The following is a 20981-nucleotide window of genomic DNA, read 5'->3' as shown; positions in this document are numbered from 1 at the left end:
GCCCGCCTCAGGCGTCCAGTTCCGCCCGTGCCGCCACGAAGGCGTCCACCGCGCGGTGCACGTTCTCGGTGGAGTGGGCGGCGGACAGCTGGACGCGGATGCGGGCCTGGCCCTGCGGCACGACCGGGTAGGAGAAGCCGATCACGTAGACGCCGCGCTCCAGGAGCAGCTCCGCCATGCGGCCCGCCTGCGACGCGTCGCCGATCATCACCGGCGCGATGGCGTGGTCGCCGGGCAGGATGTCGAAGCCCTCCTCCGTCATCCGGCGGCGGAACAGGGCGGTGTTCTCGGCCAGCCGCACCCGCAGGTCGTCGGCCGACTCCAGCAGGTCGAGGACCTTGAGGGAGGCGGCGGCGATCACCGGGGCCAGGGTGTTGGAGAAGAGGTACGGCCGCGAACGCTGGCGCAGCAGGGCGACGATCTCGGCGCGGGCCGCGACGTAGCCGCCGGAGGCGCCGCCGAGGGCCTTGCCGAGGGTGCCGGTGATGATGTCGACGCGGTCCATGACGCCGTGCAGTTCGGGGGTGCCGCGTCCGCCGGGGCCGACGAAGCCGACGGCGTGCGAGTCGTCGACCATGACCATCGCGTCGTAGCGGTCGGCCAGGTCGCAGATCTCGGCGAGCGGGGCGACGTAGCCGTCCATGGAGAAGACGCCGTCGGTGACGATCAGCTTGCGGCGGGCGTCGCCGGCGGCCTTCAGCTGCGCCTCCAGGTCGGCCATGTCGCGGTTGGCGTAGCGCAGGCGCTTGGCCTTGGACAGGCGGATGCCGTCGATGATCGAGGCGTGGTTGAGGGCGTCGGAGATCACCGCGTCCTCGGGGCCGAGGAGGGTCTCGAAGACGCCGCCGTTGGCGTCGAAGCAGGAGGAGTAGAGGATCGTGTCCTCCTGGCCGAGGAACGCGGAGAGCCGGGCCTCCAGTTCCTTGTGGACCTCCTGGGTGCCGCAGATGAAGCGCACGGAGGCCATGCCGTAGCCCCAGCGGTCCAGCGCCTCGTGGGCGGCGGCGACGACCTCGGGGTGGTCGGCGAGGCCGAGGTAGTTGTTGGCGCAGAAGTTGAGGACCTCGCCGGGGCGGCCGCCGGCGGTGACGTCGACGGTCGCGGACTGCGGGGTGCCGATCACGCGCTCGGGCTTGTGCAGGCCGGCGGCGCGGATCTCGTCGAGGGTGGCGCGCAGGTCGTCGCGCACGGAGTCGAACATCGTGAAGCTCCTAGGAGTACGTACGTCTTACGCAGACGTCTTACGCGGTCGTCTTACGCGGTGGTCCTACACGGTGGTCCTACGCGGTGGTCCTACGCGGTCCAGTCGAGGATGACCTTGCCGCCCTTGCCCGCGGCGGCGTCGGCGAACGCGGCCTCGTGGTCGAGGTGGCTGTAGCGGCCGGTGATGACGGGGGCGAGGTCCAGGCCGCCTTCGAGCAGCACCGACATGGCGTACCAGGTCTCGAACATCTCGCGGCCGTAGATGCCCTTGATCGTGATCATGGAGGTGACGATCCGGGCCCAGTCGACGGGGAACTCCTCGGAGGGCAGGCCGAGCATCGCGATCCGGCCGCCGTGCGTCATGTTGGCGATCATGTCGCGCATGGCCTCGGGACGGCCGGACATCTCCAGGCCGATGTCGAAGCCCTCGCGCAGGTCCAGTTCGCGCTGTCCGTCGGCGATGGTCGCGTTCGAGACGTTCAGGGCGAGGCTGACGCCGACCTTGAGGGCGAGTTCCAGCCGCTCCTCGCTCACGTCGGTGATCACGACGTTGCGGGCGCCCGCGTGCCGGGCGACGGCGGCGGCCATCAGGCCGATCGGTCCGGCGCCGGTGATGAGGACGTCCTCGCCGACCAGCGGAAAGGACAGAGCGGTGTGCACGGCGTTGCCGAACGGGTCGAAGATCGCGGCCACGTCGAGGTCGACGGGGACGCGGTGCACCCAGACGTTGCCGGCGGGCAGCGCGACGTACTCGGCGAACGCGCCGTCCCGGCCGACGCCGAGGCCGACCGTGGCCCGGCACAGGTGGCGCCGTCCGGCCAGGCAGTTGCGGCACTTGCCGCAGACCAGGTGGCCCTCGCCGCTGACCCGGTCGCCGACCTTGATCTCGGTGACGTCCCGCCCGGTGTCGACGACCTCGCCGACGAACTCGTGCCCGGCGACGAGCGGGGTGCGGATGGCCTGCCGCGCCCAGCCGTCCCACGCCCGGATGTGCAGGTCGGTGCCGCAGATGCCGGTGCGCAGCACCTTGATGAGGACGTCACCGGGTCCGATGACGGGCTCGGGGACGTCCGCGAGCCACAGCCCGGGCTCCGCCTTCTCCTTGACCAGCGCCTTCAACGCTACGGCTCCTGACGGTGAGGTCCCGGCGCCGGGCATGCCGAAGCAGCCCGCGTCCGGGGAAGGGAGGGGAATCGCACAGCAATCTGCCGTACGACACCGCCCCCGGTCCATCGAGCCTTTCTTAAGCCCGGCCGCAGCTTTCCTTCACGCCGCCGGGGCCGGTCCGGCGGTTCACAGCGGCAGCCCGTCCTCCGCGCTGCGCTCGATGCGCCGTACGAGGTCGGCCGCCGCCGACTTGATCGTCGCCAGGCCCGTCTTCCCCCAGGCCCGGGGCCGCACGTCGGACGCCGACACCGTGCCCAGCACCGTCCCCGTGCTGTCGATGAGGGGGGCGCCGAGGTAGGAGCGGATGCCGAAGCCGTCCACGACCGGGTTGCCCGCGAAGCGCGGGTAGTCGCGCACGTCCTCCAGGACCAGGGCCTTGCGCCGGACCACCACGTGCGGACAGAAGCCGTGGTCGCGGGGCTGGAGCCGGGCGAACTCCGGGACGGTGCCGTCCCCGCGGGTCACCGGCGGGATGTCGGGCACCCTGAGGCCCGCGAAGAACTGCCCGCCCTCGACCAGGAAGTTGACCATCGCGTACGGCGCCTGGGCGAGATGGGCGAGATGGGCCGCGAAGACGTCCAGGACCGGGTCAGGGCGTTCCGCCAGACCGAGCCGGCGCAGCCGTCGCACCCGGGCGGGGGCCTCCCGGTCCTCGGGGGTGAGCAGCAGGCGTCCGACCGGGCGCGGCGGGTCGTAGCTCATGGGCGGGCTCCGTCGCTGTGGACGTGCGTCATCTGCGGCTCCGTGGCGGTGGGTGCGGGGGTCACCTGGGCATCACCTGTGGGCACCGAATCCGCTCGTGGCGGCCGGTGTGTGGGCGATGAGGTGGCGTACGAGGGTGAGCAGGGTCTGCACGCCCGAACTGGAGATCCGGGCGTCGCAGCGCACGATGGGGATCTCGGGGTGGAGGTCCATGGCGGTGCGCACCTCCTCGGGGTCGTAGCGGTACGCGCCGTCGAACTCGTTGACGGCGACGATGAAGCCGAGTCCGCGCTCCTCGAAGAAGTCGACGGCCGCGAAGGACTCCTCGAGCCGCCGGGTGTCGGCGATGATCACGGCACCGAGCGCGCCCTCGCACAGCTCGTCCCACATGAACCAGAACCGTTCCTGGCCCGGCGTGCCGAACAGGTAGAGCACGTGTTCGGGATCGAGGGTGATGCGGCCGAAGTCCATGGCCACGGTCGTCTCTAGTTTGTTCTCGATTCCGTCGAGGTCGTCGGTCGCGGCGCTGACCGTGGTGAGCAGTTCCTCCGTGCTCAGCGGCGCGATCTCGCTGACCGCGCCGACGAAGGTCGTCTTGCCCACTCCGAATCCGCCCGCCACCAGGATCTTCAGCGCGGTGGGGAAGGGGTCGGCGCTGTCGCCGTGGCCGTGGCCGTAGTCAGAGCTGTCGTCGTAGTCCATCGAGCACTGCCTCCAGAAGGGCCCGGTCCGTGGGGTCGTGGTGGAACGAGGCGGGGGGTTTGGTGGTCAGCGCGCCGCAGTCGACGAGGTCCGACAGCAGCACCTTGGTGACCGCCACCGGAAGCCTCAGATGAGCGGCGAGCTCGGCGACCGGGAGGGGCGCCCGGCACAGTTCGAGTGCCTGTGCGTGCTCGGGTCCGAGGTAACCGAGGGGGGTCGCCCCCGTGGCCATCACCTGGGACATCAGGTCGAGCGCGACGGTGGGCCGGGTACGGCCGTTGCTCACGGTGAAGGGGCGCACCAGCCGGCCGGCCGCGTCGTCGAGCCAGGGCCCGTCGCCGGCCGCGGCCACCCTCAAGGCCTCATCGCCGGGGGTTCGACGGCGTACTGCCGGGGGGCGGTGACGAGGTAGGGGCGGACGCTCTTGACCAGCATCGCCATCTCGTAGCCGAGGACGGCCGCGTCGGCCTCGCGGCCGGCCAGCACGGCGAGGCAGGTGCCGGAGCCGGCGGTGGTGACGAACAGCAGGGTCGAGTCGAGTTCGACGACGACCTGCCGGACGTCACCGCCGTCGCCGAAGCGGACGCCGGCGCTGCGGCCGAGGGAGTACAGGCCGGAGGCCAGGGCCGCCATGTGGTCGGCGCTGTCCGGGTCGAGGCCGTGGACGGACTTGACCAGGCCGTCGCAGGACAGGAGCACCGCGCTGGTGGTGTGCGGCACGCGCTGCACGAGGCCGCTCATCAGCCAGTCGAGGTCGGATACGTGGCCGGTGGGGGCTTCGCTGGCCATGGTGGATCGACTCCTTGGGGTACGAAGGTCTGGGGGAGCGCTGGTCGTGGTGGTGGGGGTGCGCGGGGAGCGGGGGGTGGTCGCGGGGCGGATCATCCGGCCGGGTCCCCGTGGGTCGGTTCCCTGGGCGGTGACGTCGGCTCCGCGGGGGCCGGCTCCCGGTGCTGCTGGGCCTCGGCGAGACCGATGCCGCGCTGGAAGGCCGCCATGAGACCGGGGTCGTGACCGGCGTACTGCTCGGGATCCTGGCGCGGTGCGGGGCCGCCCCGGAGCTGGGGGGCGATGTGTTCCTGGGCGCGGCGGCGGGGCAGCCCGGGCCTGCCCATCGTGCCGCGTACGGCACTGTGGCGCGGTACCGGCGGGGTGGCCGCGTGTTCGGCGAGCACGCCCCGGTCCTCGGCCCGGACACCGGGCACGGCGTCGGCCGGCGTGGGCCGCTCCCCGCGGGCGCCGCGCACGGGCAGCGGTACGGGCGCGCCGCGGTCGGCGCTTCGGGCCGGGACCGACGTGGGGGCGTCGGGGGCGGCCTGGGCGGTCGCGGCGGCCGCGGGTGCGGTGGTTGCCGGCGGGGTCGCGGTGGCCGCGGGCCGGGGCGGCGGTACGGGGGCCGCCGGTACGGGGGCCGCCGGTACGGGGGCCATCGGTACAGGGGCCATCGGTACAGGGGCCATCGGTACGGAGGCCGTCGGTGCGGAGGCCGGTACGGGCACCGGCTCGGCGCCTCCGGTGGGTTCCGCCGGGCGGCCCTCGGCGCCGGGGAGGGCGCCCGGCTCGGCGCCCAGCAGGGCCTGCGGCACGACCAGTACGGCCTGGACACCGCCGTAGATGTTGGTCTGCAGGCGGACGGTGATGCCGTGCCGCTTGGCGAGCTGGGAGACGACGTACAGTCCGATGCGGCCGTCCGCGAGCAGGCGGGCCACGTTGACCTGGTCGGGGTCGGCGAGCAGGGCGTTCATGCGGCTCTGCTCGGCGACGGGCATGCCGAGTCCGCGGTCCTCGACCTCGACGGCGAGGCCCGAGGTGACGAGGTTGGCCCGCATCAGCACCTGGGTCTGCGGGGCGGAGAACAGGGTGGCGTTCTCGACGAGTTCGGCCAGCAGGTGGATGACGTCGGCGACGGCGTGGCCGCGCAGGGTGCCGTCGATCGGGGGGACCAGCCGGACCCGGGAGTACTGCTCGACCTCGGCGATGGCGGAGCGGAGCACCTCGGTCATGTCGACCGGGTGGCTCCACTGCCGGCGGGAGACGGCGCCGCCGAGGACGGCGAGGTTCTCGGCGTGGCGCCGGATGCGGGTGGCGAGGTGGTCGACGTGGAAGAGGCCCTTGAGGAGGTCGGGGTCCTCGATCTCGTTCTCCAGCTCGTCCAGGATGGAGATCTCGCGGTGCACCAGGGACTGCAGGCGCCGGGCGAGGTTGACGAAGACCTCCAGCTTCTGTTCGCTGCCGGCCTGGCTGGAGAGCTGGGCGGCCCGGACGACGGCGGTGACGGCACCGTCGTGGGCGCGGGAGAGGTCGGCGGCGAGCAGTTCGAAGTCGTCCGCGTCGTCCGGGGGTCCGCCGCGCGGCTTGCGCGGGGGCGGCGTCTCTCCGCGTCGCAACGCCTCGACCACGGCGCGCAGATCGCCCTCCTGACGCGCGGTGGCGCGGCGCAGGGCGCCGACGCGCTCGTGCACGGACCGCGCGGCGCGGTCGGCCGCGACGGCGGCGATGGCCACGGCCGCGAGGGTCACCGAGACCGCTCCGGCGAGCATGCCCCACAGGACGAGGCCGGGCCGGACGCCGGTGGACCGGACGGTGAACAGGACGACCGCCGAGGCGCTGAGGGCGACCGCGACGGGCGGCAGCACGGCCAGACGCAGGAGGTGGGGCCGTATGTGGGTCTCGGGCAGCGCGGGGGCGGTGGGTGAGGACGGCCGGCCGTGCCGCCCGCCCTCACGGCGGTCTGCTCGCGCGGCCGGGGCGCGGAGGTGAGACATCGGGGTCCTCGTACTGGTCCGTTGGTCCGTCGGGCCCGGATCGGGCCCTGGTTCGCGCGTGGTGGCGGATGCCACGCGGACACGCGACGCCACGCGGGCACGCGTCGTCGCGGTGTCGACCGAGCGGACCGGGGATCCGGTCTACGTCGCCCGACGGACACTGACAGTAGTCGTCCGCGCATCATGTGCGGTGGGCAGTTGCCAAAGTCCCTCGGACAACGTCCCGCTCTGGTATGAGGCTTCGTACGACAGCCCGATAAGCCGGTGAAGCTTTCGTTCCACAAGCGCCGGAGACCGGTCCGACCCGATCAAGTTCGGTCACCGCGAGTGACGGTGGCGGCCCAACCGTGGGCGGCACCCCCTACGGCGCCGAACGAAGTCTTGACGCGGCAGTCCGCCGCATCCCGGGCGCGGTCACCGCTCCCCCGCCAGGTCGAGATCACCCCTGCCCGTCCCCGCCACGCCCTCAGCACTCCGAAGACGGCGCCAAGGACGCGCGATCGGACCCGATACCGCCCGCCACCACGGGTCCACCGGCAGCTTCCCCGTCGGCTCGAACGGCTCGCCCGGCCGCGGGAACGCCACCGCCTGGCCGGCCTCCTCGGCCGCGTCCTTCGTCCACTCCGCCGGCTCCGCCCACGGGTGCGGCGCCAGGTTGAAGCTCCCCCAGTGGATCGGCAGCATCACGCCGCCCGGAGTGCCGCCGCGCAGGTCGAGGTGGGCGCGTACGCCCTCCTCGGGGGTCATGTGGATGTCGGGCCAGAACTCCGCGTACGCCCCCAGCTGGATCATCGTGGCGTCGAACGGGCCGTGTGCGGCGCCGATGTCCCGGAAGCCGTCGAAGTAGCCGGTGTCCCCGCTGTGGTAGACGCGGTGCTCCTCCCCGGCGACGACCCAGGAGGCCCAGAGGGTGTGCTGGGTGTTGCGCAGCCCGCGTCCGCAGAAGTGCCGGGCCGGGGTGGCGGTCAGGGTGAGGCCGCCGACGCGCGTCGACTCGTGCCAGTCCAGCTCGCGCAGCCGGTCGGCGGACACGCCCCAGCGTTCGAGGTGGGCGCCGACGCCGAGCGGCACGGCGAACAGGGTGTCGGTGCCGGCCAGCGCCTTGATCGTGGGCATGTCCAGGTGGTCGTAGTGGTCGTGGGAGATCACGACGACGTCGACCGGGCCGAGGGCCGCCAGGGGCACCGGGACCGGGTGCAGCCGCTTGGGGCCGGCGAAGGGGACCGGGGAGCAGCGCTCGCCCCACACGGGGTCGAAGAGCACCCGCTGCCCGTCGATCTCGGCGAGCACGCTGGAGTGGCCCATCCAGGTCAGCCGCAGCCCGCCGGCGGGCGGCCGGGCGAGGTCGGCGAGCGTGGTGGCGTGCACCGGGACGGGCCCTCGCGGGGCCCGGCGCGACCGCGCCTCACGGTCGAAGTAGATCTTGGCGAATTCCGTCGCCGACCCGGAGGGCCGGGTCCGGGCGGTGCCGCCGGGATTCTGGAAGACGCCGTCACGGAAGTGCGGCGATCTGCGGATGCGCGCCATGCGCTCGCCGCTCGGGTCCGCGCCGAAGGCCGCGGGCCGCGGCACACGGAGCCCCGGGTTCGGGGAACGGAAACCGGCCACGGTACCTCCAGGTGGAGTAGGTCAGGCTCACATTGTCGTCTCGTCCCGACGTCAGCTCGAACGACCGATGTCACATCAGTGTTCCCTCCGTCCGTCGTACCGGTGAGGGCGCCCGCACCAGCGCCCCGGACGCACACGAACACGACGACACGACCGACGGACAGGAAGGTGGCCCCCATGGCCCGCGTATCCCTCACCCCGCCCCGGACACTCCTCGTCCGCGCCATGGAGTGGTACTCCCGGCGCGCCTACGGCAAGGTCCTCGACCCCGGCAAGGCGCTCGCCCACAACCCGCGCGTGCTCTGGGGCGACCTGCGCTTCGAGCAGTCCGTGGCCAAGTGGAACAGGCTCGACTCCGATCTCAAGGCGCTCGCCGTGATGGCCTCGGCGGCCTCCATCGGCTGCTCCTGGTGCATGGACTTCGGCTACTGGGAGAACGCCGAGCGCGGCATGGACCGGCGCAAGCTCCACGACGTCCCGGTGTGGCGGGAGAGCGACGTCTACACGCCGCTGGAGCGGGACGTCATGGAGTACGCCGAGGCGGTGACGGCGACGCCGCCCACCGTCGGCGACGACCTCGCCGAGCGGCTGCGGGCCCGGCTGGGCGAGCCCGCGTTCGTGGAGCTGACGGCCATGGTCGCCGTCGAGAACCTGCGGTCCCGCATCAACGCGGCGCTCGACCTGACCAGTCAGGGTTTCAAGGACTCCTGCGACCTGCCCGCCGCCGGACCGACGGGAGCGGTGCCGGCCACGACGGACTGAGGACGGCGCCTGTATAGGGTGACGGGCGTGGTGAGAGTCCGGTTGAGCGTCGCCGAGCGGCGCGAGGAGCTGCTGCGCGCGGCGATCGAGCAGATATCGGCGCGGGGCGTGGCGGCGTTGCGGATCGCCGACGTGGCCGCCGCGCTCGGTGTCAGCAACGCGCTGGTGCTCTACCACTTCTCCACGAAGGAGAAGCTGGTCGCCGCGGCGTTCACGTACGCCGCCGAGGAGGATCTCGCCCACCTGCGCAAGCTGCTCGGCCGCCGTACGTCGGCGCTGCGCCGGCTGCGCGCGGCCGTGCGCTGGTACGCGCCGACCGGGCAGGCCAAGGGCTGGCGGCTGTGGATCGAGGGGTGGGCGGTCGCCCTGCGCGAACCGGCGCTGCGGGACGTCACGCGGGAACTGGACCGCCAGTGGAAGGCGGCCCTCGCGGAGGTCATCGCCGAGGGCGTGGCCGCCGGGGAGTTCACGTGCCCCGAGCCCCACGGCACCGCCCTGCGGCTGACCGCCCTGCTCGACGGGCTGGCCGTGCAGCTGACGTCGTACCCGGGCGCGGTGTCCCGGGCGCGGGCCCAGGAGTGGACGGACGAGGCACTCGCCCGGGAACTGGGCCTGGAACGCGAGGCGTTGACGACACGGCCCGGCTGACGGACGACCGCCCGCGCCCTCCCTCCCCCCTCCCGGCCGTCACGCCACCGTCGAGATCCACGTCTTGATGTCGTTGGGCGACAGCGCCCCCTTGGCGGTCACGTGGTCGCCCGACGACTCCCCGCGCAGCCGCCGCCCGATCCACGGGACCAGGTACTCGCGGGCCCACTGCACGTCGTCCCGCCGGACACCGAGGGTGCCGCGCGGCGGCAGCGGGGGCCAGGGCTGGTCCGGATCGGCCGGGACGGGGAGACCGAGTACCTGGCCCGCGCGCAGCGCGACCCGCGTGTGGCCCTCCGGGGACAGGTGCAGCCGGTCGGCGTCCCACGCCCTGCGGTCCTGGACGGTCCGCAGCGACCAGAGGTCGAGCACGGGGCAGCCGTAGCGGTCGGCGACGGCCCGGACGTGCCCGTTGTACGTGGCGATCTTGCCGCGCAGGCGCCGGAGGACGGGCACCGAGCGGGTGTCGAAGCCGGTCGTCACCAGGACGGTGCCGGCCGCTGCGGTCAGCGCCGCCACCGCCCGCTCGAACCGCTCGGCCACCTCGTCGGGGTCGGTGCCGGGCCGGATGATGTCGTTGCCGCCCGCGCAGAACGAGACGAGGTCCGGCGCGAGTTCGACGGCCCTCGGCACCTGCTCCGCCACGATCTGGTCGAGCAGCCTGCCGCGCACGGCGAGGTTCGTGTACGTGAAGTCGCCCTCGGGGCGCCGGTCCGCGAGCAGTACGGCGAACCGGTCGGCCCAGCCGACGAACGCCCCGTCGGGGCCGGGGTCGCCGACGCCCTCGGTGAAGCTGTCCCCCAGCGCCACGTACGACCCGATCACTGCTCTGCTGTCATTCTTCGAATCGTCTGCCACATCGGCCCATGATTCACCTCGGAATGTGACCTACGCGACCGTAGGAATGGGTTGACGGGCGGTGAGAAAAACCACGCCTAAAGTATTCACCAATTCAGGAATACGCCGAAGGCCGGACCCGGGGATCGGGGTCCGGCCTTCGGCGGCACTGGGCCTCAGACGTCAGACGTCAGACGTCAGGCACAAGGCGTCGGACGTCAGAGGGAGACGCCGTGCGAGCGCAGGTACGCGATCGGGTCCACGTCCGAGCCGTAGTCCGGGGTGGTGCGGATCTCGAAGTGCAGGTGCGGGCCGGTCACGTTGCCCGTGGCACCCGAGAGGCCGACCTGCTGACCCGCCGTCACGGACTGGCCGGCGGAGACGGAGAGCGAGGACAGGTGGGCGTACTGGGCGTAGTGGCCGTCGGCGAGCTGGATGACGACCTGGTTGCCGTACGCGCCGCCCCAGCCGGCCGAGACGACCGTGCCGGCGCCGACGGCCTTCAGCGAGGTGCCGGTCGGGACGACGAAGTCCGTGCCGGTGTGGTAGCCGCTGGACCACATGCTGCCGGTCTGGTGGTACGGGGTGCCGACGCTGCCGCCGGGCACGGGCGAGGTGAAGCCGCTGCCGGTGCCGGCGGACTGGGTGCTCGCGTTGGAGGCGTTGTCCGAGGAGGAGGCCTTCGAGGCGTCCGAGGACTTCTCGGCCGGCGCGGCCTTCTCGGCGGCCGGCTTCTCGGCCGGCTTCTCGGCGGCCGGCATCTCCGCCTCGGCGGAGGACGGGGCCGAGGGCTTGGCGGCCTGTCCGCCGAGCACGAGCTTCAGGCCGGGGTGGATCAGCGACGGGTCGGAGCCGACGACCTCGCGGTTGTCCGCGTACAGCTTCTTCCAGCCGCCGTCGACGTCCTGGTCGTCGGCGATCTTCGAGAGGTAGTCACCGCTCTTCACGGTGTACGTCCGCGAGTCCGCGTTCTTCTGGGCGGCGCTCTTCTTCGCCGACGCCGGAACGGACTGCACGGCCTGCTCGGAGACGGACTGCGCGGGAGCGGCGTGGGCGCCGGCGGCACCCATCAGCGGGAGCGCGAGCGCGGCGCCGCCGGTTCCGGCGACGGCTATGGTGCGGGTCAGGCGCATGGCCCTGGTACGGCGGTGCTTACCCTTCGCGGGCATGTCGTTTTCCTTCTCCGGCGCCTGCGAGGTGAGCTGTCGGGTGCGGGCTGGAGATGCCCGGCCGCGCCGAGACGCGGCTTTACCCCAAGCCGTTCCGGGAACCGGAACAGGCAGTCGTACCTGTGGGTCCCCCGCTCCTGCCGTGTACGGGTGGTGAGTGAGTGCGGGCTCCGGTCGGCGGCAGGATTAGGCGTCCGTCCGGATCGGTGGTGAACGTAAGGGACCAGGACGCGCAGCGACAAGCGAGAGGTTCCACGGGCGGGTGTTCCGATTGATCCTTTACGGGAAAGGCCGGTCACCCTCCGTCGATTTACGCAGTGCCGTTTCCGGCAAACGGCCTTGAGAACCGGTCGAATTACGTGAGCATGACCAACAACGCACCGTCACGGGTATGACGCTGCTCACGCGCCACCCCGCCAGCCACTCTTATTCCAGGGCCAGTTGGACGGAAGGTGGCAAGTCGGACAGAAGGCCCAGATGTGGTGCAGTCGGATGTCTCCGACGCCTTGGCCGGAGGTCCGTGCCGTATCGTCGACTCGTGCCCGTCGGCGAGCGGCGTCGGCGGGGCGGAGTGGGAGGAGCCCCCGTGACGCAGCAGGTGCCGTCGACCGAACCCGACCTGGCCGGGGTGCGCAACTTCCGTGACGTGGGCGGGCTGCCGACCGTGGACGGCCGGCGGGTGCGGCAGGGGGTGCTGTTCCGCAGCGGGCACCTGGCTCACGCCACCGGGGAGGACGCCGCGTTCCTGGCCTCGCTGGGCCTGCACACGATCTTCGACTTCCGCAACGCGGCCGACCAGAAGCTCGAGGGTCCGGACGTCGAGCTGCCGGGCGTGCGCAACGTGAACCTGCCGCTGAGCGACCCGGCCGACGGCGCCGAGTTCTGGAAGATGGTCCGCGACGGCGACCTCGACCAGCTGCGCGAGATCCTGGCGGACGACAAGGGCGCCAACCGCATGATCGACTCCTACCGCGCGATCATCAAGGAGCGCACCGCCGAGCACTCCCGGGTGGTGCACGCGCTGGCCGACGACAGCGTGCCCGCCCTGATGCACTGCGCGGCCGGCAAGGACCGCGCGGGCCTGTCGATCGCGATCACCCTGCTCGCCCTCGGTGTGGAGCGCGACGCCATCGTCGAGGACTACCTGAAGTCGAACGCCACGCACCGCCGCTACAAGGTGCGGCGCAGCAGCTCCGCCGCCTCCGCGTACTCGCCCGAGGTCATGGAGCTGCTCAGCCCCCTGTTCGACGCGCGCGCCGAGTACCTGGCGGCGGCGTTCGAGACCGTCGAGGAGACCTGGGGCGGTGTCGACGACTACCTGGAGAAGGGGCTGCGGATCACCCCGCAGACCCGGGAGCGGCTGCGCGAGCGCATGCTGGACTGAGCCCTCCCCCGCTCACGGGCGGGCTACTTGGCCCCCACCTCGAACAGCAGATAGAGGAAGCCGCCGAAGACGTGCCCCAGGGCGATGTAGATGAGCAGTCGCACCCACAGGGCGCGCGGGAACTTGTCCTGGACGGCGCTCATGGCATCTCTCCGGCGGTGAGGTGGTCCGGCGTGGTGGCGGGCCCCAGGCACAGGGCCGCCGACGGGCTCTGCAACAGGGTGTGCACGAAGAGGAGGTCGACCCCGTCGGCGTCCTGGGCGGCGATCCGGTGCGGGGTCAGGGAGTCGAAGTGCGCGCTGTCGCCCGGCCCCAGCCGGTGCACGGTGTCCCCGAGCCGCAGCCGGAGCCGGCCCCGCAGCACGTGGAGCCACTCCTCACCGGGGTGCACGCGCACGATGTCCCCTTGGGAGCCGTGCGGCACATGGACGCGCAGGGCCTGCATGCCGCGGCCGGCCCCGCCCGCCTGCCAGTACGTCCAGCCGCCCGCGAAGGTCGGCTCCATGGCGTCGGCCCGCACCACCGCGTCCCGGTCCGCGGCCGTCTCGCCGAGCAGTTCCGAGACGGTCGTACCGTAGACACGGGCGAGGGAGAGCAGCATCGGCAGCGAGGGCTGGCGCTGCCCGGTCTCCAGCCGGGAGAGGTGGGCCGGCGAGAGCCCCGCGGCACGGGCGGCCGTCTCCAGGGTGAGGGCGGCCCTGCGCCGCAGGGCACGCAGCTGCGGTGCCACGACGGACACCGCGTCCGCCGCCGCGTCCGGCGAGGGCGGACCGGTCTCGGGGGAGGTCATGCCTTCCATTCAGCCCCAGGATTGCCTGCGTGGCAATTTTTTTGCCACAGAGGCAAACCGGCGGAGGCGGGGGCCCGGCGCGTGCCCTCCCCGGCCGCTCCCTAGCGGTTGGCCACCGCCTGCCTCACCAGCGTCTTGCCGAAGTCCCACATCAGCCCGCCCCCTTCGTGCGCGTCGTCCATGACCTCGGTGAAGGCGTCGACGAACCGGTCCGCGTCGTCGCTGTCGATGATCAGCGGCGGGATCAGTTTGATCACCTCGAGGTGATCGCCGGAGACCTGGGTCAGGATCCGGTGGCGTTGCAGCAGCGGCACCACCACCATCTGCGCGAACAGTCCCTTCCGCGCGGCCTGGAGCATCGTCCAGCGGCTGCGCAGCTTGAGGGACCGGGGCCGGCCGAACTCGATCCCGATCATCAGGCCCCGGCCGCGGACGTCGGCGAGCAGCTCGTAGCGGTCGACCAGCTGAGCGAGCCGGGACTTCAGCCGCTCCCCCACCGCGGCGGCGTTGGCCACGATCTCCTCGTTCTCCATCACCGACAGCACCGCGAGCCCGGCCGCCATGGCCTGCGCGTTGGACCCGAAGCTCGCCGAGTGGACCTGTACGCGGTCCATCGAGGAGTACACCTTCTGGAAGATCCAGTCCTTGCCCAGCGTCGCCCCCACCGGCACGTAGCCGCCGGACAGCGCCTTGGCCACGCACACCAGGTCGGGTTCGACGCCGTCCTCGTGCTGGAAGGCGTAGAACTTCCCGGTCCGGCCGAGGCCCGTCTGCACCTCGTCGGCGATCAGCAGCGCCTTGTGCCGGTGCAGCAGGTCCTGGGCGGCGCGCAGATAGCCGGGCGGGGCCTCGTGCACGCCCTTGCCCTGGATGGGCTCCACGATCAGCGCGGCCACGTCGCCCCTGCCCAGTTCCCGTGCCAGGGCGTCCAGGTCGCCGAGGGGGACGGCGGTGTCCGGCAGCAGCGGCGCGAAGCCCTCGCGGAAACCGTCCTCGCCGTTGACGGACAGCGAGCCCGTGGTCAGCCCGTGGAAGGCGTGCGTGCAGTACAGGATCCTCGGCCTGCCGGTCGCGTACCGGGCGAACTTGAGCGCGGTCTCGACCGCCTCCGTGCCGCTGTTGCCGAAGAAGACCCGGTCCAGGTGCGGACTGTAGGAGAGCAGCCTCTCGGCGAGCAGTCCGGGCAGCGGCGGGCAGTCGAAGCGGGTCAGGTCGGCCAGCGAGGCGTCGAGGACGTCGTGCAGCGCCTTGCGGACGACGGGGTGGTGGCGGCCCAGGCCCATCACCGCGAACCCGGCGAGCATGTCCAGGTAGTCGTTGCCGTCCGCGTCCCAGAAGTGCGCGCCCTCGGCCCGCTCGTAGACCTTGTCGAAGCCGATGGTGCGCAGCATGCGCGGCAACTGGTGGTTGAGGTGCCTGGCGTGCAGCTCGTACCGCTCGGCTCCGCGCTCGGCCAGGAGCGCGGTGAGGTCGAACTCCTTGGTCATTCAGTTCTCTCCTTGCGCTGGCATGACGATCCGCCCGTCCCTTGCCTGTTCCCCGTCCCTTGCCTGTTCCCCGGCCCCCGCCTGTTCCGTGGCGGCCAGGCTCGCGCTGATCCGGCCGGCGATCTCGACCGGGGTGAGGCCGATGTCGGCGAGCACCTCGGCGCGCTTGGCATGGGCGAGGAACCGCTCGGGGATGCCGAACCGGCGCACGGGCACGTCGACGTCGGCGTCCTCCAGCGCCAGCGCCACCGCCGAACCGACCCCGGCCGCACGGCTGTTGTCCTCGACGACGGCCACCAGGCGGTGCCGGGCGGCCAGGGGCGCGAGCGCCGGATCGACGGGTTTGACCCAGCGCGGGTCGACGACGGTGCAGCCGGTGCCGCGGGCTTCGAGCAGCTCGGCGGCCCGCAGGCAGACGGGTGCCATCACACCGACGGCCACGAGCAGCACCTCGGGCCGGCCCGCGGCGTGCAGGACGTCCAGGCCGCCGACCCGCTCCACGGCCGGTACGGCCGGTCCGGCGGACTCCTTCGGGAAGCGCACCAGCGTCGGCGCGTCGTCGACGGCGACCGCCTCCCGCAGCTGGGCGCGCAGCTGGTCGGCGTCGCGCCGCGCGGCGATGCGCAGTCCCGGGACGACCTGGAGGACGGACATGTCCCACATGCCGTTGTGCGAGGGTCCGTCGGTGCCGGTGACCCCGGCCCGGTCCAGGACGAAGGTGACGCCGCAGCGGTGCAGGGCCACGTCCATGAGGAGCTGGTCGAAGGCGCGGTTGAGGAAGGTGGCGTAGACGGCGACGACCGGGTGGAGGCCGCCGGTGGCGAGGCCGGCCGCGGACACGGCGGCGTGCTGCTCGGCGATGCCGACGTCCCAGACCCGGTCGGGGAACCGCTCGGCGAAGGCGGCGAGGCCGACCGGGTGCAGCATGGCCGCGGTGAGCGCCACGACGTCGTCGCGTTCCTCGCCGATGCGGACGATCTCCTCGCCGAACACGGAGGTCCAGGACGGCGCGTCGGCGGGAGTGAGCGGCGCGCAGGTGAGCGGGTCCATGGCGCCGACGGTGTGGAAGTGGTCCTCCTGGTCGCGCAGGGCGGGTTCGTAGCCGCGGCCCTTCTCCGTGAGGCAGTGCACCAGCACGGGCCCGTGGAAGCGCTTCGCGCGCCGCAGCGCCGACTCGACGGCCCCGAGGTCGTGCCCGTCGATCGGGCCGACGTACTTCAGTCCCAGGTCCTCGAAGAGGCACTGGGGCGCGAAGGCGTCCTCGAAGCCCTTCTTCGCGCCGTGCAGGGCCTCGTGGACGGTGGTGCCGGCCACGGGGGTGCGCTGGAGGACGTCCTTGCCCCAGGCCGGCATCCGCTCGTAGCCGTCGGTGGTCCGCAGCGTCGCGAGGTGGTTGGAGAGGCCGCCGATGGTCGGGGCGTAGGAGCGCTCGTTGTCGTTGACGACGATGATCAGCGGCCGCTCCCCGGCGGCCGCGATGTTGTTCAGCGCCTCCCAGGCCATCCCGCCGGTGAGCGCGCCGTCGCCGATGACGGCGACGACGTGACCGTCCTCCCCCCGCACCTGGCGGGCCTTGGCGAGGCCGTCGGCCCATCCGAGCACGGTGGAGGCGTGGCTGTTCTCGATGACGTCGTGCTCGGACTCCTCGCGCGACGGGTACCCGGACAGCCCGCCCTTGCGGCGCAGCTTGGAGAAGTCCTGGCGTCCCGTCAGCAGTTTGTGCACGTAGGTCTGGTGGCCGGTGTCCCACAGGATGCGGTCGGCCGGTGACTCGAAGACCCGGTGCAGGGCGACGGTGAGTTCCACCACCCCCAGGTTGGGTCCGAGGTGTCCGCCGGTGCGGGCGACCGCGTGCACCAGGAAGTCACGTATCTCGTCGGACAGTTCGCCGAGCTCCGCCTCGGTCAGCGTCTTCAGGTCGCGTGGTCCCCGGATGCTCTCCAGAATCGTCACGCTCGGGGCCCCCTCACTCCCGGTTCGAGGAGACGGTCTCGCGCATGGCGCGCAGGGACTCCTTGAGGGAGCCCATGGTGGCCAGGACGGCGGTGGGCTCGTAGCCGCAGTGCGCCATGCAGTTGGCGCACCGCGGGTCCTTGCCGCGGCCGTACTTGTCCCAGTCGGTGTCCTCGATCAGCTCCCGGTACGTCGGGACGTACCCGTCGCTCATCAGGTAGCAGGGGCGCTGCCAGCCGAAGAGGGAGTAGTTCGGGATCGCCCACGCGGTGCACGGGAAGTCGACCTTGCCCTCGAGGAAGTCGAGGAACAGCGGGGAGTGGTTGAGCCGCCAGCGGGCCCGGTTGCCGCCCGAGAACGCCTTCTTGAACAGCTCGCGGGTCTGCTCCACCCCCAGGAAGTGCTCCTGGTCGGGCGCCTTCTCGTAGGCGTACGCGGGCGAGATCATCATCTCGTCGACCTTGAGGTCGTCGTTGAGGAAATTGAGGACCTCGACGATGGTCTGCGGGGTGTCGGTGTTGAAGAAGGTCGAGTTGGTGGTCACCCGGAAGCCGCGCCGCTTGGCCTCCTTGATGGCCTCCACGGCCTCGTCGAACACGCCCTCCTTCGCCACGGACTCGTCGTGCCGCTCGCGCAGTCCGTCGATGTGCACCGCGAAGGCGAAGTACGGCGACGGCTTGAACTTGTCCATCTTCTTGCGCATGAGCAGGGCGTTGGTGCAGAGGAAGACGTACTTCCTCTTGGCCACCAACTGGCGGACGATCTCGTCGATCTGAGGGTGCATCAGCGGCTCGCCGCCGGCGATGGAGACCATCGGCGCACCCGATTCGAGCACCGCCCCCACGGCCTGCGCGACCGGCATGCGCTGCTTGAGCACGCCGGCCGGGTGCTGGATCTTGCCGCATCCCTCGCACTTGAGGTTGCAGGCGAAGAGCGGCTCCAGCTCCACGATGAGCGGGAACTTGTCCCGTCGGCGGATCTTCTGTTCGGCCAGGTATGTAGCGACCTTGATGGACTGGCGCAGCGGCATGGCCATCTGGGCTCACCTCCGGGGGAGCGGCAAAGAACGGTGCCATTCGAAGAATGCGGGAAGAACGGATCGAAGGACGCGGAAAGCCGATATTCCACCGCGCACCGTGCCGATCCGGACGAGTTCGTGTTCTGGAGCGTCCACGACCACCCGGACGGCCGCAACCGGGCGCTCGCCCGTCCGGACGGCGCTCAGGAGCGTGGCCGCGGACTCCATGTCGACGGCGATCGCGCCGGTCGCGAGCAGGGCGGCGCGCTCGGGACCGCGCACGACGTGGTCCGAGCCGGTCAGCGGCCCGGTGTGGACGGTACGGCCGGGCACGGCCCGCGTGATCTCCTTGACCAGCCGGTCCGTGCCGGCGCAGGCGACGGTGGAGCGCGGGTCCCGGGTCTCCTCGGCGACGACCAGGTCACCGGGGTGCATGCCGGGGGCCAGTCCCGCGCAGAAGCCGGTGGCCAGCACCGCGGCGCCGTCGAGCGCCGGACCGGCCAGGGCCCGGGTGACCGCGCGCTCGGCGGCCCTGGGTCCCATGCCCGTACGCAGGACGGTGACCGGCCCGCCGGCGCCGCCGCGGTCGCCGGTGCGCAGGGCGAGGTGCTCGATGCCGAGCGCGCAGGCGATCAGCAGCGGGGACGGGCCGGTCTGCGGGTTCATCAGCTGCCCTTCACCTCGGCGGCGGACGTCTCGGTGGCGGGCCGCGCGGCGGTGGCCCCGTCCGCGCGGGGCTTGTGGGCGAAGGGATCCCCGTGGACGTACCGGCCGAGCGCGGTGAGCGGGAAGACCTGCCGGTAGAGGTGGTAGTTGATGGAGAAGTCCCAGGGGAAGCCGGTGCCCGTGAAGTAGGGCTCGTCCCAGGAGCCGTCCTCGCGCTGGGTGGCGGCGAGCCACGCGATGCCGCGTTCGACGGCCTTGGACTCCCGCTCCCCCGCCGCCAGCAGCGCCATCAACGCCCAGGCGGTCTGCGAGGCGGTCGAGGCGCCCCGGCCGCTCCACTCCCGGACGTACCGGTAGGAGCGCAGGTCCTCGCCCCAGCCGCCGTCGTCGTTCTGGACGGACTCCAGCCAGCCGACCGCGCGGCGGATCGCGGGGTGCGAGGTGGGGAGCCCGGCGGCGGTCAGGGCGGGGACGACGGAGCCGGTGCCGTAGACGTAGTTGACGCCCCAGCGGCCGAACCACGAGCCGTCCGCCTCCTGTTCGGCGAGGAGCCACCGGATGCCGCGCCGGGTGCGCGGGTCGTGGGCGAGGCCCTCCACGGCGAGCATCTCGACGACGTGCGCGGTGACGTCCGACGACGGCGGGTCAATAACCTCCCCGAAGTCGCAGAACGGCAGCCGGTTGGGGAAGGAGCTGGTGTTGTCGACGTCGAACGCGCCCCAGGCGCCGTTCTTCGACTGCATGCCGAGGTTCCAGCGCACCCCGCGGCCGATCGCCTTCTCCACCCGCTCCGGGTCGTGGTGCCGGACGCGGCGCAGGGCGAGGACCACCTCGGCGGTGTCGTCGATGTCGGGGTAGTTGTCGTTGTGGAACTCGAACGCCCAGCCGCCCGGCGGCAGTCCGGGCCGCTTCACCGACCAGTCACCGGGGCGGACGATCTGCTCGCCGAGCATCCAGTCCGCCGCCTTCACCAGCTGCGGGTGGTCGGCGGGCACCCCGGCGTCGGCGAGCGCGATGACGGCCAGGCAGGTGTCCCACACCGGGGACTGGCAGGCCTCGATCATCCGGGCGCCGTCCTCGCGCCACACGGCGAAGCGGTCCAGCGACTCCAGGCCCGCGCGCATCACCGGGTGTTCGAGGTCGTAGCCGAGGAGGTAGAGCGCGATGACCGAATAGACGGCCGGGGGCTGGATGCCGCCCCAGCAGCCGTCGTTCTCCTGCCGTTCGATGATCCAGCGGGCGGCGGTGTTCATCGCGGCCCGCCGCAGCCGGCGCGGGGCGACCCTGCGGTAGGCGTGCAGGGCCTTGTCGAGGCGCTGGAAGGCGCCGTCCCAGCTCGCCGCCGGCGCCAGGGGCCGGGGTGGGTTGGGGAGGTCCGGGTCGGTGTGCAGCTCGTCCAGCGGGAAGGGCGCCGGGCGCACCGGGCGCTTCGCGGAGACGATGGTGAGCGGCACGATGGTCTGCCGGGCCCAGCAGCCGAAGTCGTAGATGTTGAGCGGTACCCAGGTGGGGAAGTAGATCAGCTCGGGCGGGAGTTCGGGCAGGTCGTCCCACTTCCACCAGCCGAACAGGGCGAGCCAGATCCGGGTGAAGACGCGGGCGGCGGCGATCCCGCCCCGGGCCCGGACCCACTCCGAGGCCCGCGCCATGTGCGGCGCGTCGGGCGCGTCGCCGGCCAGGCGGAGGGCGACGTAGGCCTCGATGGTGGCGGACAGGTCGCCGGGGCCGCCGTAGAAGGTGGCCCAGGTGCCGTCCTCGCGCTGCTCGCCGCGGATGAACAGGGCGGCGGCGCGCGTGGTCTCCTCGTCGAGGATCCCCAGGAACTGGCGCAGTAGGAGGTCCTCGGCGTCCATCGTGACGTTCGTCTCGAGGTCGCCCTTCCACCAGCCCTGGGCGTCCTGCCGGGAGAGCAGGAAGTCGGTGGCGCGCCGGGTGGCGCGGGCGGCGGCTTCTGGTACCCCGGCCGCCGCGTCGGGGATCGTGATGTCGTTTTCGCTGGCCGCGGCTGCGAGGGGCTTCAGGGGTGCCCCGGTGCTTCCGTCGGTCGTCGCTGTCATGGCTTCCCCTTCGTGCAGTGTGCATACGGTGCTTCTGCTGTGGGTCCGCCGTCGGCCGGTGCT

Annotated in this window: 20 protein-coding genes and 1 riboswitch; of the genes, 3 read left to right on the top strand and 17 right to left on the bottom strand. The window is 72.3% G+C overall.

Features of this window, described 5'->3' with window-relative positions:
* Positions 1-7: 7 nt before the first annotated feature.
* From ACFIF2_RS27710 to ACFIF2_RS27675, 8 genes are all read right to left on the bottom strand, one after another.
* The gene (locus ACFIF2_RS27710; protein ID WP_395575961.1) at positions 8-1201 is read right to left on the bottom strand and encodes a glycine C-acetyltransferase; all 1194 of its coding nucleotides are present in this window, start codon (positions 1199-1201) and stop codon (positions 8-10) included.
* A 92-nt stretch (positions 1202-1293) separates the two neighbouring features.
* Positions 1294-2322 (bottom strand): L-threonine 3-dehydrogenase, encoded by a 1029-nt coding sequence (tdh, locus tag ACFIF2_RS27705; protein WP_395575960.1) that lies wholly within the window; start codon positions 2320-2322, stop codon positions 1294-1296.
* Between the two features lie 174 nt (positions 2323-2496).
* Positions 2497-3072, bottom strand: coding sequence for a GAF domain-containing protein (locus ACFIF2_RS27700; protein ID WP_395575959.1), 576 nt, complete (start codon positions 3070-3072; stop codon positions 2497-2499).
* A 72-nt stretch (positions 3073-3144) separates the two neighbouring features.
* Positions 3145-3774: a GTP-binding protein gene (locus tag ACFIF2_RS27695; RefSeq protein ID WP_395575958.1), complete on the bottom strand. Its 630-nt coding sequence runs from the start codon at positions 3772-3774 to the stop codon at positions 3145-3147.
* The gene (locus ACFIF2_RS27690; RefSeq protein ID WP_395575957.1) at positions 3752-4126 is read right to left on the bottom strand and encodes a DUF742 domain-containing protein; all 375 of its coding nucleotides are present in this window, start codon (positions 4124-4126) and stop codon (positions 3752-3754) included. Before ACFIF2_RS27690 ends, ACFIF2_RS27695 begins: the two co-directional genes overlap by 23 nt.
* A 2-nt stretch (positions 4127-4128) precedes the next feature.
* The gene (locus ACFIF2_RS27685) at positions 4129-4563 is read right to left on the bottom strand and encodes a roadblock/LC7 domain-containing protein (RefSeq protein ID WP_395575956.1); all 435 of its coding nucleotides are present in this window, start codon (positions 4561-4563) and stop codon (positions 4129-4131) included.
* Between the two features lie 92 nt (positions 4564-4655).
* Positions 4656-6539, bottom strand: a complete 1884-nt coding sequence (locus ACFIF2_RS27680) for an ATP-binding protein (RefSeq protein WP_395575955.1) — start codon at positions 6537-6539, stop codon at positions 4656-4658.
* 414 nt (positions 6540-6953) lie between these two features.
* Entirely contained in the window at positions 6954-8147 is a 1194-nt protein-coding gene (locus ACFIF2_RS27675; protein WP_395575954.1) for an MBL fold metallo-hydrolase, read from the bottom strand.
* A 177-nt stretch (positions 8148-8324) separates the two neighbouring features.
* Between ACFIF2_RS27675 and ACFIF2_RS27670 the strand changes: the two genes are divergently transcribed.
* Both ACFIF2_RS27670 and ACFIF2_RS27665 read left to right on the top strand, forming a co-directional pair.
* On the top strand, positions 8325-8909 hold the full coding sequence (locus tag ACFIF2_RS27670) for a carboxymuconolactone decarboxylase family protein (protein ID WP_395575953.1): 585 nt from the start codon (positions 8325-8327) through the stop codon (positions 8907-8909).
* Positions 8910-8936: 27 nt separating this feature from the next.
* Positions 8937-9557: a TetR/AcrR family transcriptional regulator gene (locus tag ACFIF2_RS27665; RefSeq protein WP_395575952.1), complete on the top strand. Its 621-nt coding sequence runs from the start codon at positions 8937-8939 to the stop codon at positions 9555-9557.
* Between the two features lie 39 nt (positions 9558-9596).
* On the opposite strand, the gene ACFIF2_RS27660 is transcribed toward ACFIF2_RS27665, so the two are convergent.
* Positions 9597-10382 carry an SGNH/GDSL hydrolase family protein gene (locus ACFIF2_RS27660; RefSeq protein WP_395576030.1) on the bottom strand — a complete coding sequence of 262 codons (786 nt, stop codon included), beginning with the start codon at positions 10380-10382 and terminating at the stop codon, positions 9597-9599.
* Positions 10383-10612: 230 nt separating this feature from the next.
* On the bottom strand, positions 10613-11563 hold the full coding sequence (locus ACFIF2_RS27655; RefSeq protein WP_395575951.1) for a peptidoglycan DD-metalloendopeptidase family protein: 951 nt from the start codon (positions 11561-11563) through the stop codon (positions 10613-10615).
* Between the two features lie 3 nt (positions 11564-11566).
* Positions 11567-11726: riboswitch (cyclic di-AMP (ydaO/yuaA leader) on the bottom strand.
* Positions 11727-12149: 423 nt separating this feature from the next.
* On the opposite strand from ACFIF2_RS27655, the gene ACFIF2_RS27650 reads away from it, so the two are divergent.
* A complete protein-coding gene (locus ACFIF2_RS27650) occupies positions 12150-12947 on the top strand; it encodes a tyrosine-protein phosphatase (RefSeq protein ID WP_395575950.1) in 798 nt (265 codons plus the stop codon).
* A gap of 23 nt (positions 12948-12970) precedes the next feature.
* On the opposite strand, the gene ACFIF2_RS27645 is transcribed toward ACFIF2_RS27650, so the two are convergent.
* From ACFIF2_RS27645 to shc, 7 genes are all read right to left on the bottom strand, one after another.
* On the bottom strand, positions 12971-13090 hold the full coding sequence (locus ACFIF2_RS27645) for a DUF6126 family protein (protein WP_395575949.1): 120 nt from the start codon (positions 13088-13090) through the stop codon (positions 12971-12973).
* Entirely contained in the window at positions 13087-13737 is a 651-nt protein-coding gene (locus tag ACFIF2_RS27640) for a helix-turn-helix domain-containing protein (protein WP_395575948.1), read from the bottom strand. Before ACFIF2_RS27640 ends, ACFIF2_RS27645 begins: the two co-directional genes overlap by 4 nt.
* Before the next feature lie 101 nt (positions 13738-13838).
* Entirely contained in the window at positions 13839-15224 is a 1386-nt protein-coding gene (locus ACFIF2_RS27635) for an aspartate aminotransferase family protein (RefSeq protein WP_395575947.1), read from the bottom strand.
* The gene (gene dxs, locus ACFIF2_RS27630) at positions 15225-17177 is read right to left on the bottom strand and encodes a 1-deoxy-D-xylulose-5-phosphate synthase (RefSeq protein ID WP_395575946.1); all 1953 of its coding nucleotides are present in this window, start codon (positions 17175-17177) and stop codon (positions 15225-15227) included.
* Positions 17178-17190: 13 nt separating this feature from the next.
* Complete coding sequence (gene hpnH, locus ACFIF2_RS27625; RefSeq protein WP_376671421.1) at positions 17191-18213, bottom strand: adenosyl-hopene transferase HpnH; 1023 nt, start codon at positions 18211-18213, stop codon at positions 17191-17193.
* 6 nt (positions 18214-18219) lie between these two features.
* Complete coding sequence (locus ACFIF2_RS27620; protein ID WP_395575945.1) at positions 18220-18861, bottom strand: 1-hydroxy-2-methyl-2-butenyl 4-diphosphate reductase; 642 nt, start codon at positions 18859-18861, stop codon at positions 18220-18222.
* Positions 18861-20918, bottom strand: a complete 2058-nt coding sequence (gene shc / locus ACFIF2_RS27615; protein WP_395575944.1) for a squalene--hopene cyclase — start codon at positions 20916-20918, stop codon at positions 18861-18863. The genes ACFIF2_RS27620 and shc overlap by 1 nt, the downstream gene beginning before the upstream one ends.
* Positions 20919-20981 lie beyond the last annotated feature (63 nt).

It is taken from the genome of Streptomyces sp. BK79 (assembly GCF_044142145.1).
Lineage (GTDB): Bacteria > Actinomycetota > Actinomycetes > Streptomycetales > Streptomycetaceae > Streptomyces.
The sequence above is the reverse complement of the archived record's forward strand: the minus strand, read 5'-3'. Positions and strand labels throughout refer to the sequence as shown.

Bases quoted from the DNA above. Each gene is read 5' to 3' on its own strand.
- ACFIF2_RS27700 (WP_395575959.1), bottom strand. From the start codon at position 3,072: ATGAGCTACGACCCGCCGCGCCCGGTCGGACGCCTGCTGCTCACCCCC.
- ACFIF2_RS27695 (WP_395575958.1), bottom strand. From the start codon at position 3,774: ATGGACTACGACGACAGCTCTGACTACGGCCACGGCCACGGCGACAGC.
- ACFIF2_RS27685 (WP_395575956.1), bottom strand. From the start codon at position 4,563: ATGGCCAGCGAAGCCCCCACCGGCCACGTATCCGACCTCGACTGGCTG.
- ACFIF2_RS27680 (WP_395575955.1), bottom strand. From the start codon at position 6,539: ATGTCTCACCTCCGCGCCCCGGCCGCGCGAGCAGACCGCCGTGAGGGC.
- ACFIF2_RS27620 (WP_395575945.1), bottom strand. From the start codon at position 18,861: ATGAACCCGCAGACCGGCCCGTCCCCGCTGCTGATCGCCTGCGCGCTC.
- ACFIF2_RS27710 (WP_395575961.1), bottom strand. From the start codon at position 1,201: ATGTTCGACTCCGTGCGCGACGACCTGCGCGCCACCCTCGACGAGATC.
- ACFIF2_RS27640 (WP_395575948.1), bottom strand. From the start codon at position 13,737: ATGACCTCCCCCGAGACCGGTCCGCCCTCGCCGGACGCGGCGGCGGAC.
- ACFIF2_RS27655 (WP_395575951.1), bottom strand. From the start codon at position 11,563: ATGCCCGCGAAGGGTAAGCACCGCCGTACCAGGGCCATGCGCCTGACC.
- hpnH (WP_376671421.1), bottom strand. From the start codon at position 18,213: ATGGCCATGCCGCTGCGCCAGTCCATCAAGGTCGCTACATACCTGGCC.
- shc (WP_395575944.1), bottom strand. From the start codon at position 20,918: ATGACAGCGACGACCGACGGAAGCACCGGGGCACCCCTGAAGCCCCTC.
- ACFIF2_RS27670 (WP_395575953.1), top strand. From the start codon at position 8,325: ATGGCCCGCGTATCCCTCACCCCGCCCCGGACACTCCTCGTCCGCGCC.
- ACFIF2_RS27635 (WP_395575947.1), bottom strand. From the start codon at position 15,224: ATGACCAAGGAGTTCGACCTCACCGCGCTCCTGGCCGAGCGCGGAGCC.
- ACFIF2_RS27645 (WP_395575949.1), bottom strand. From the start codon at position 13,090: ATGAGCGCCGTCCAGGACAAGTTCCCGCGCGCCCTGTGGGTGCGACTG.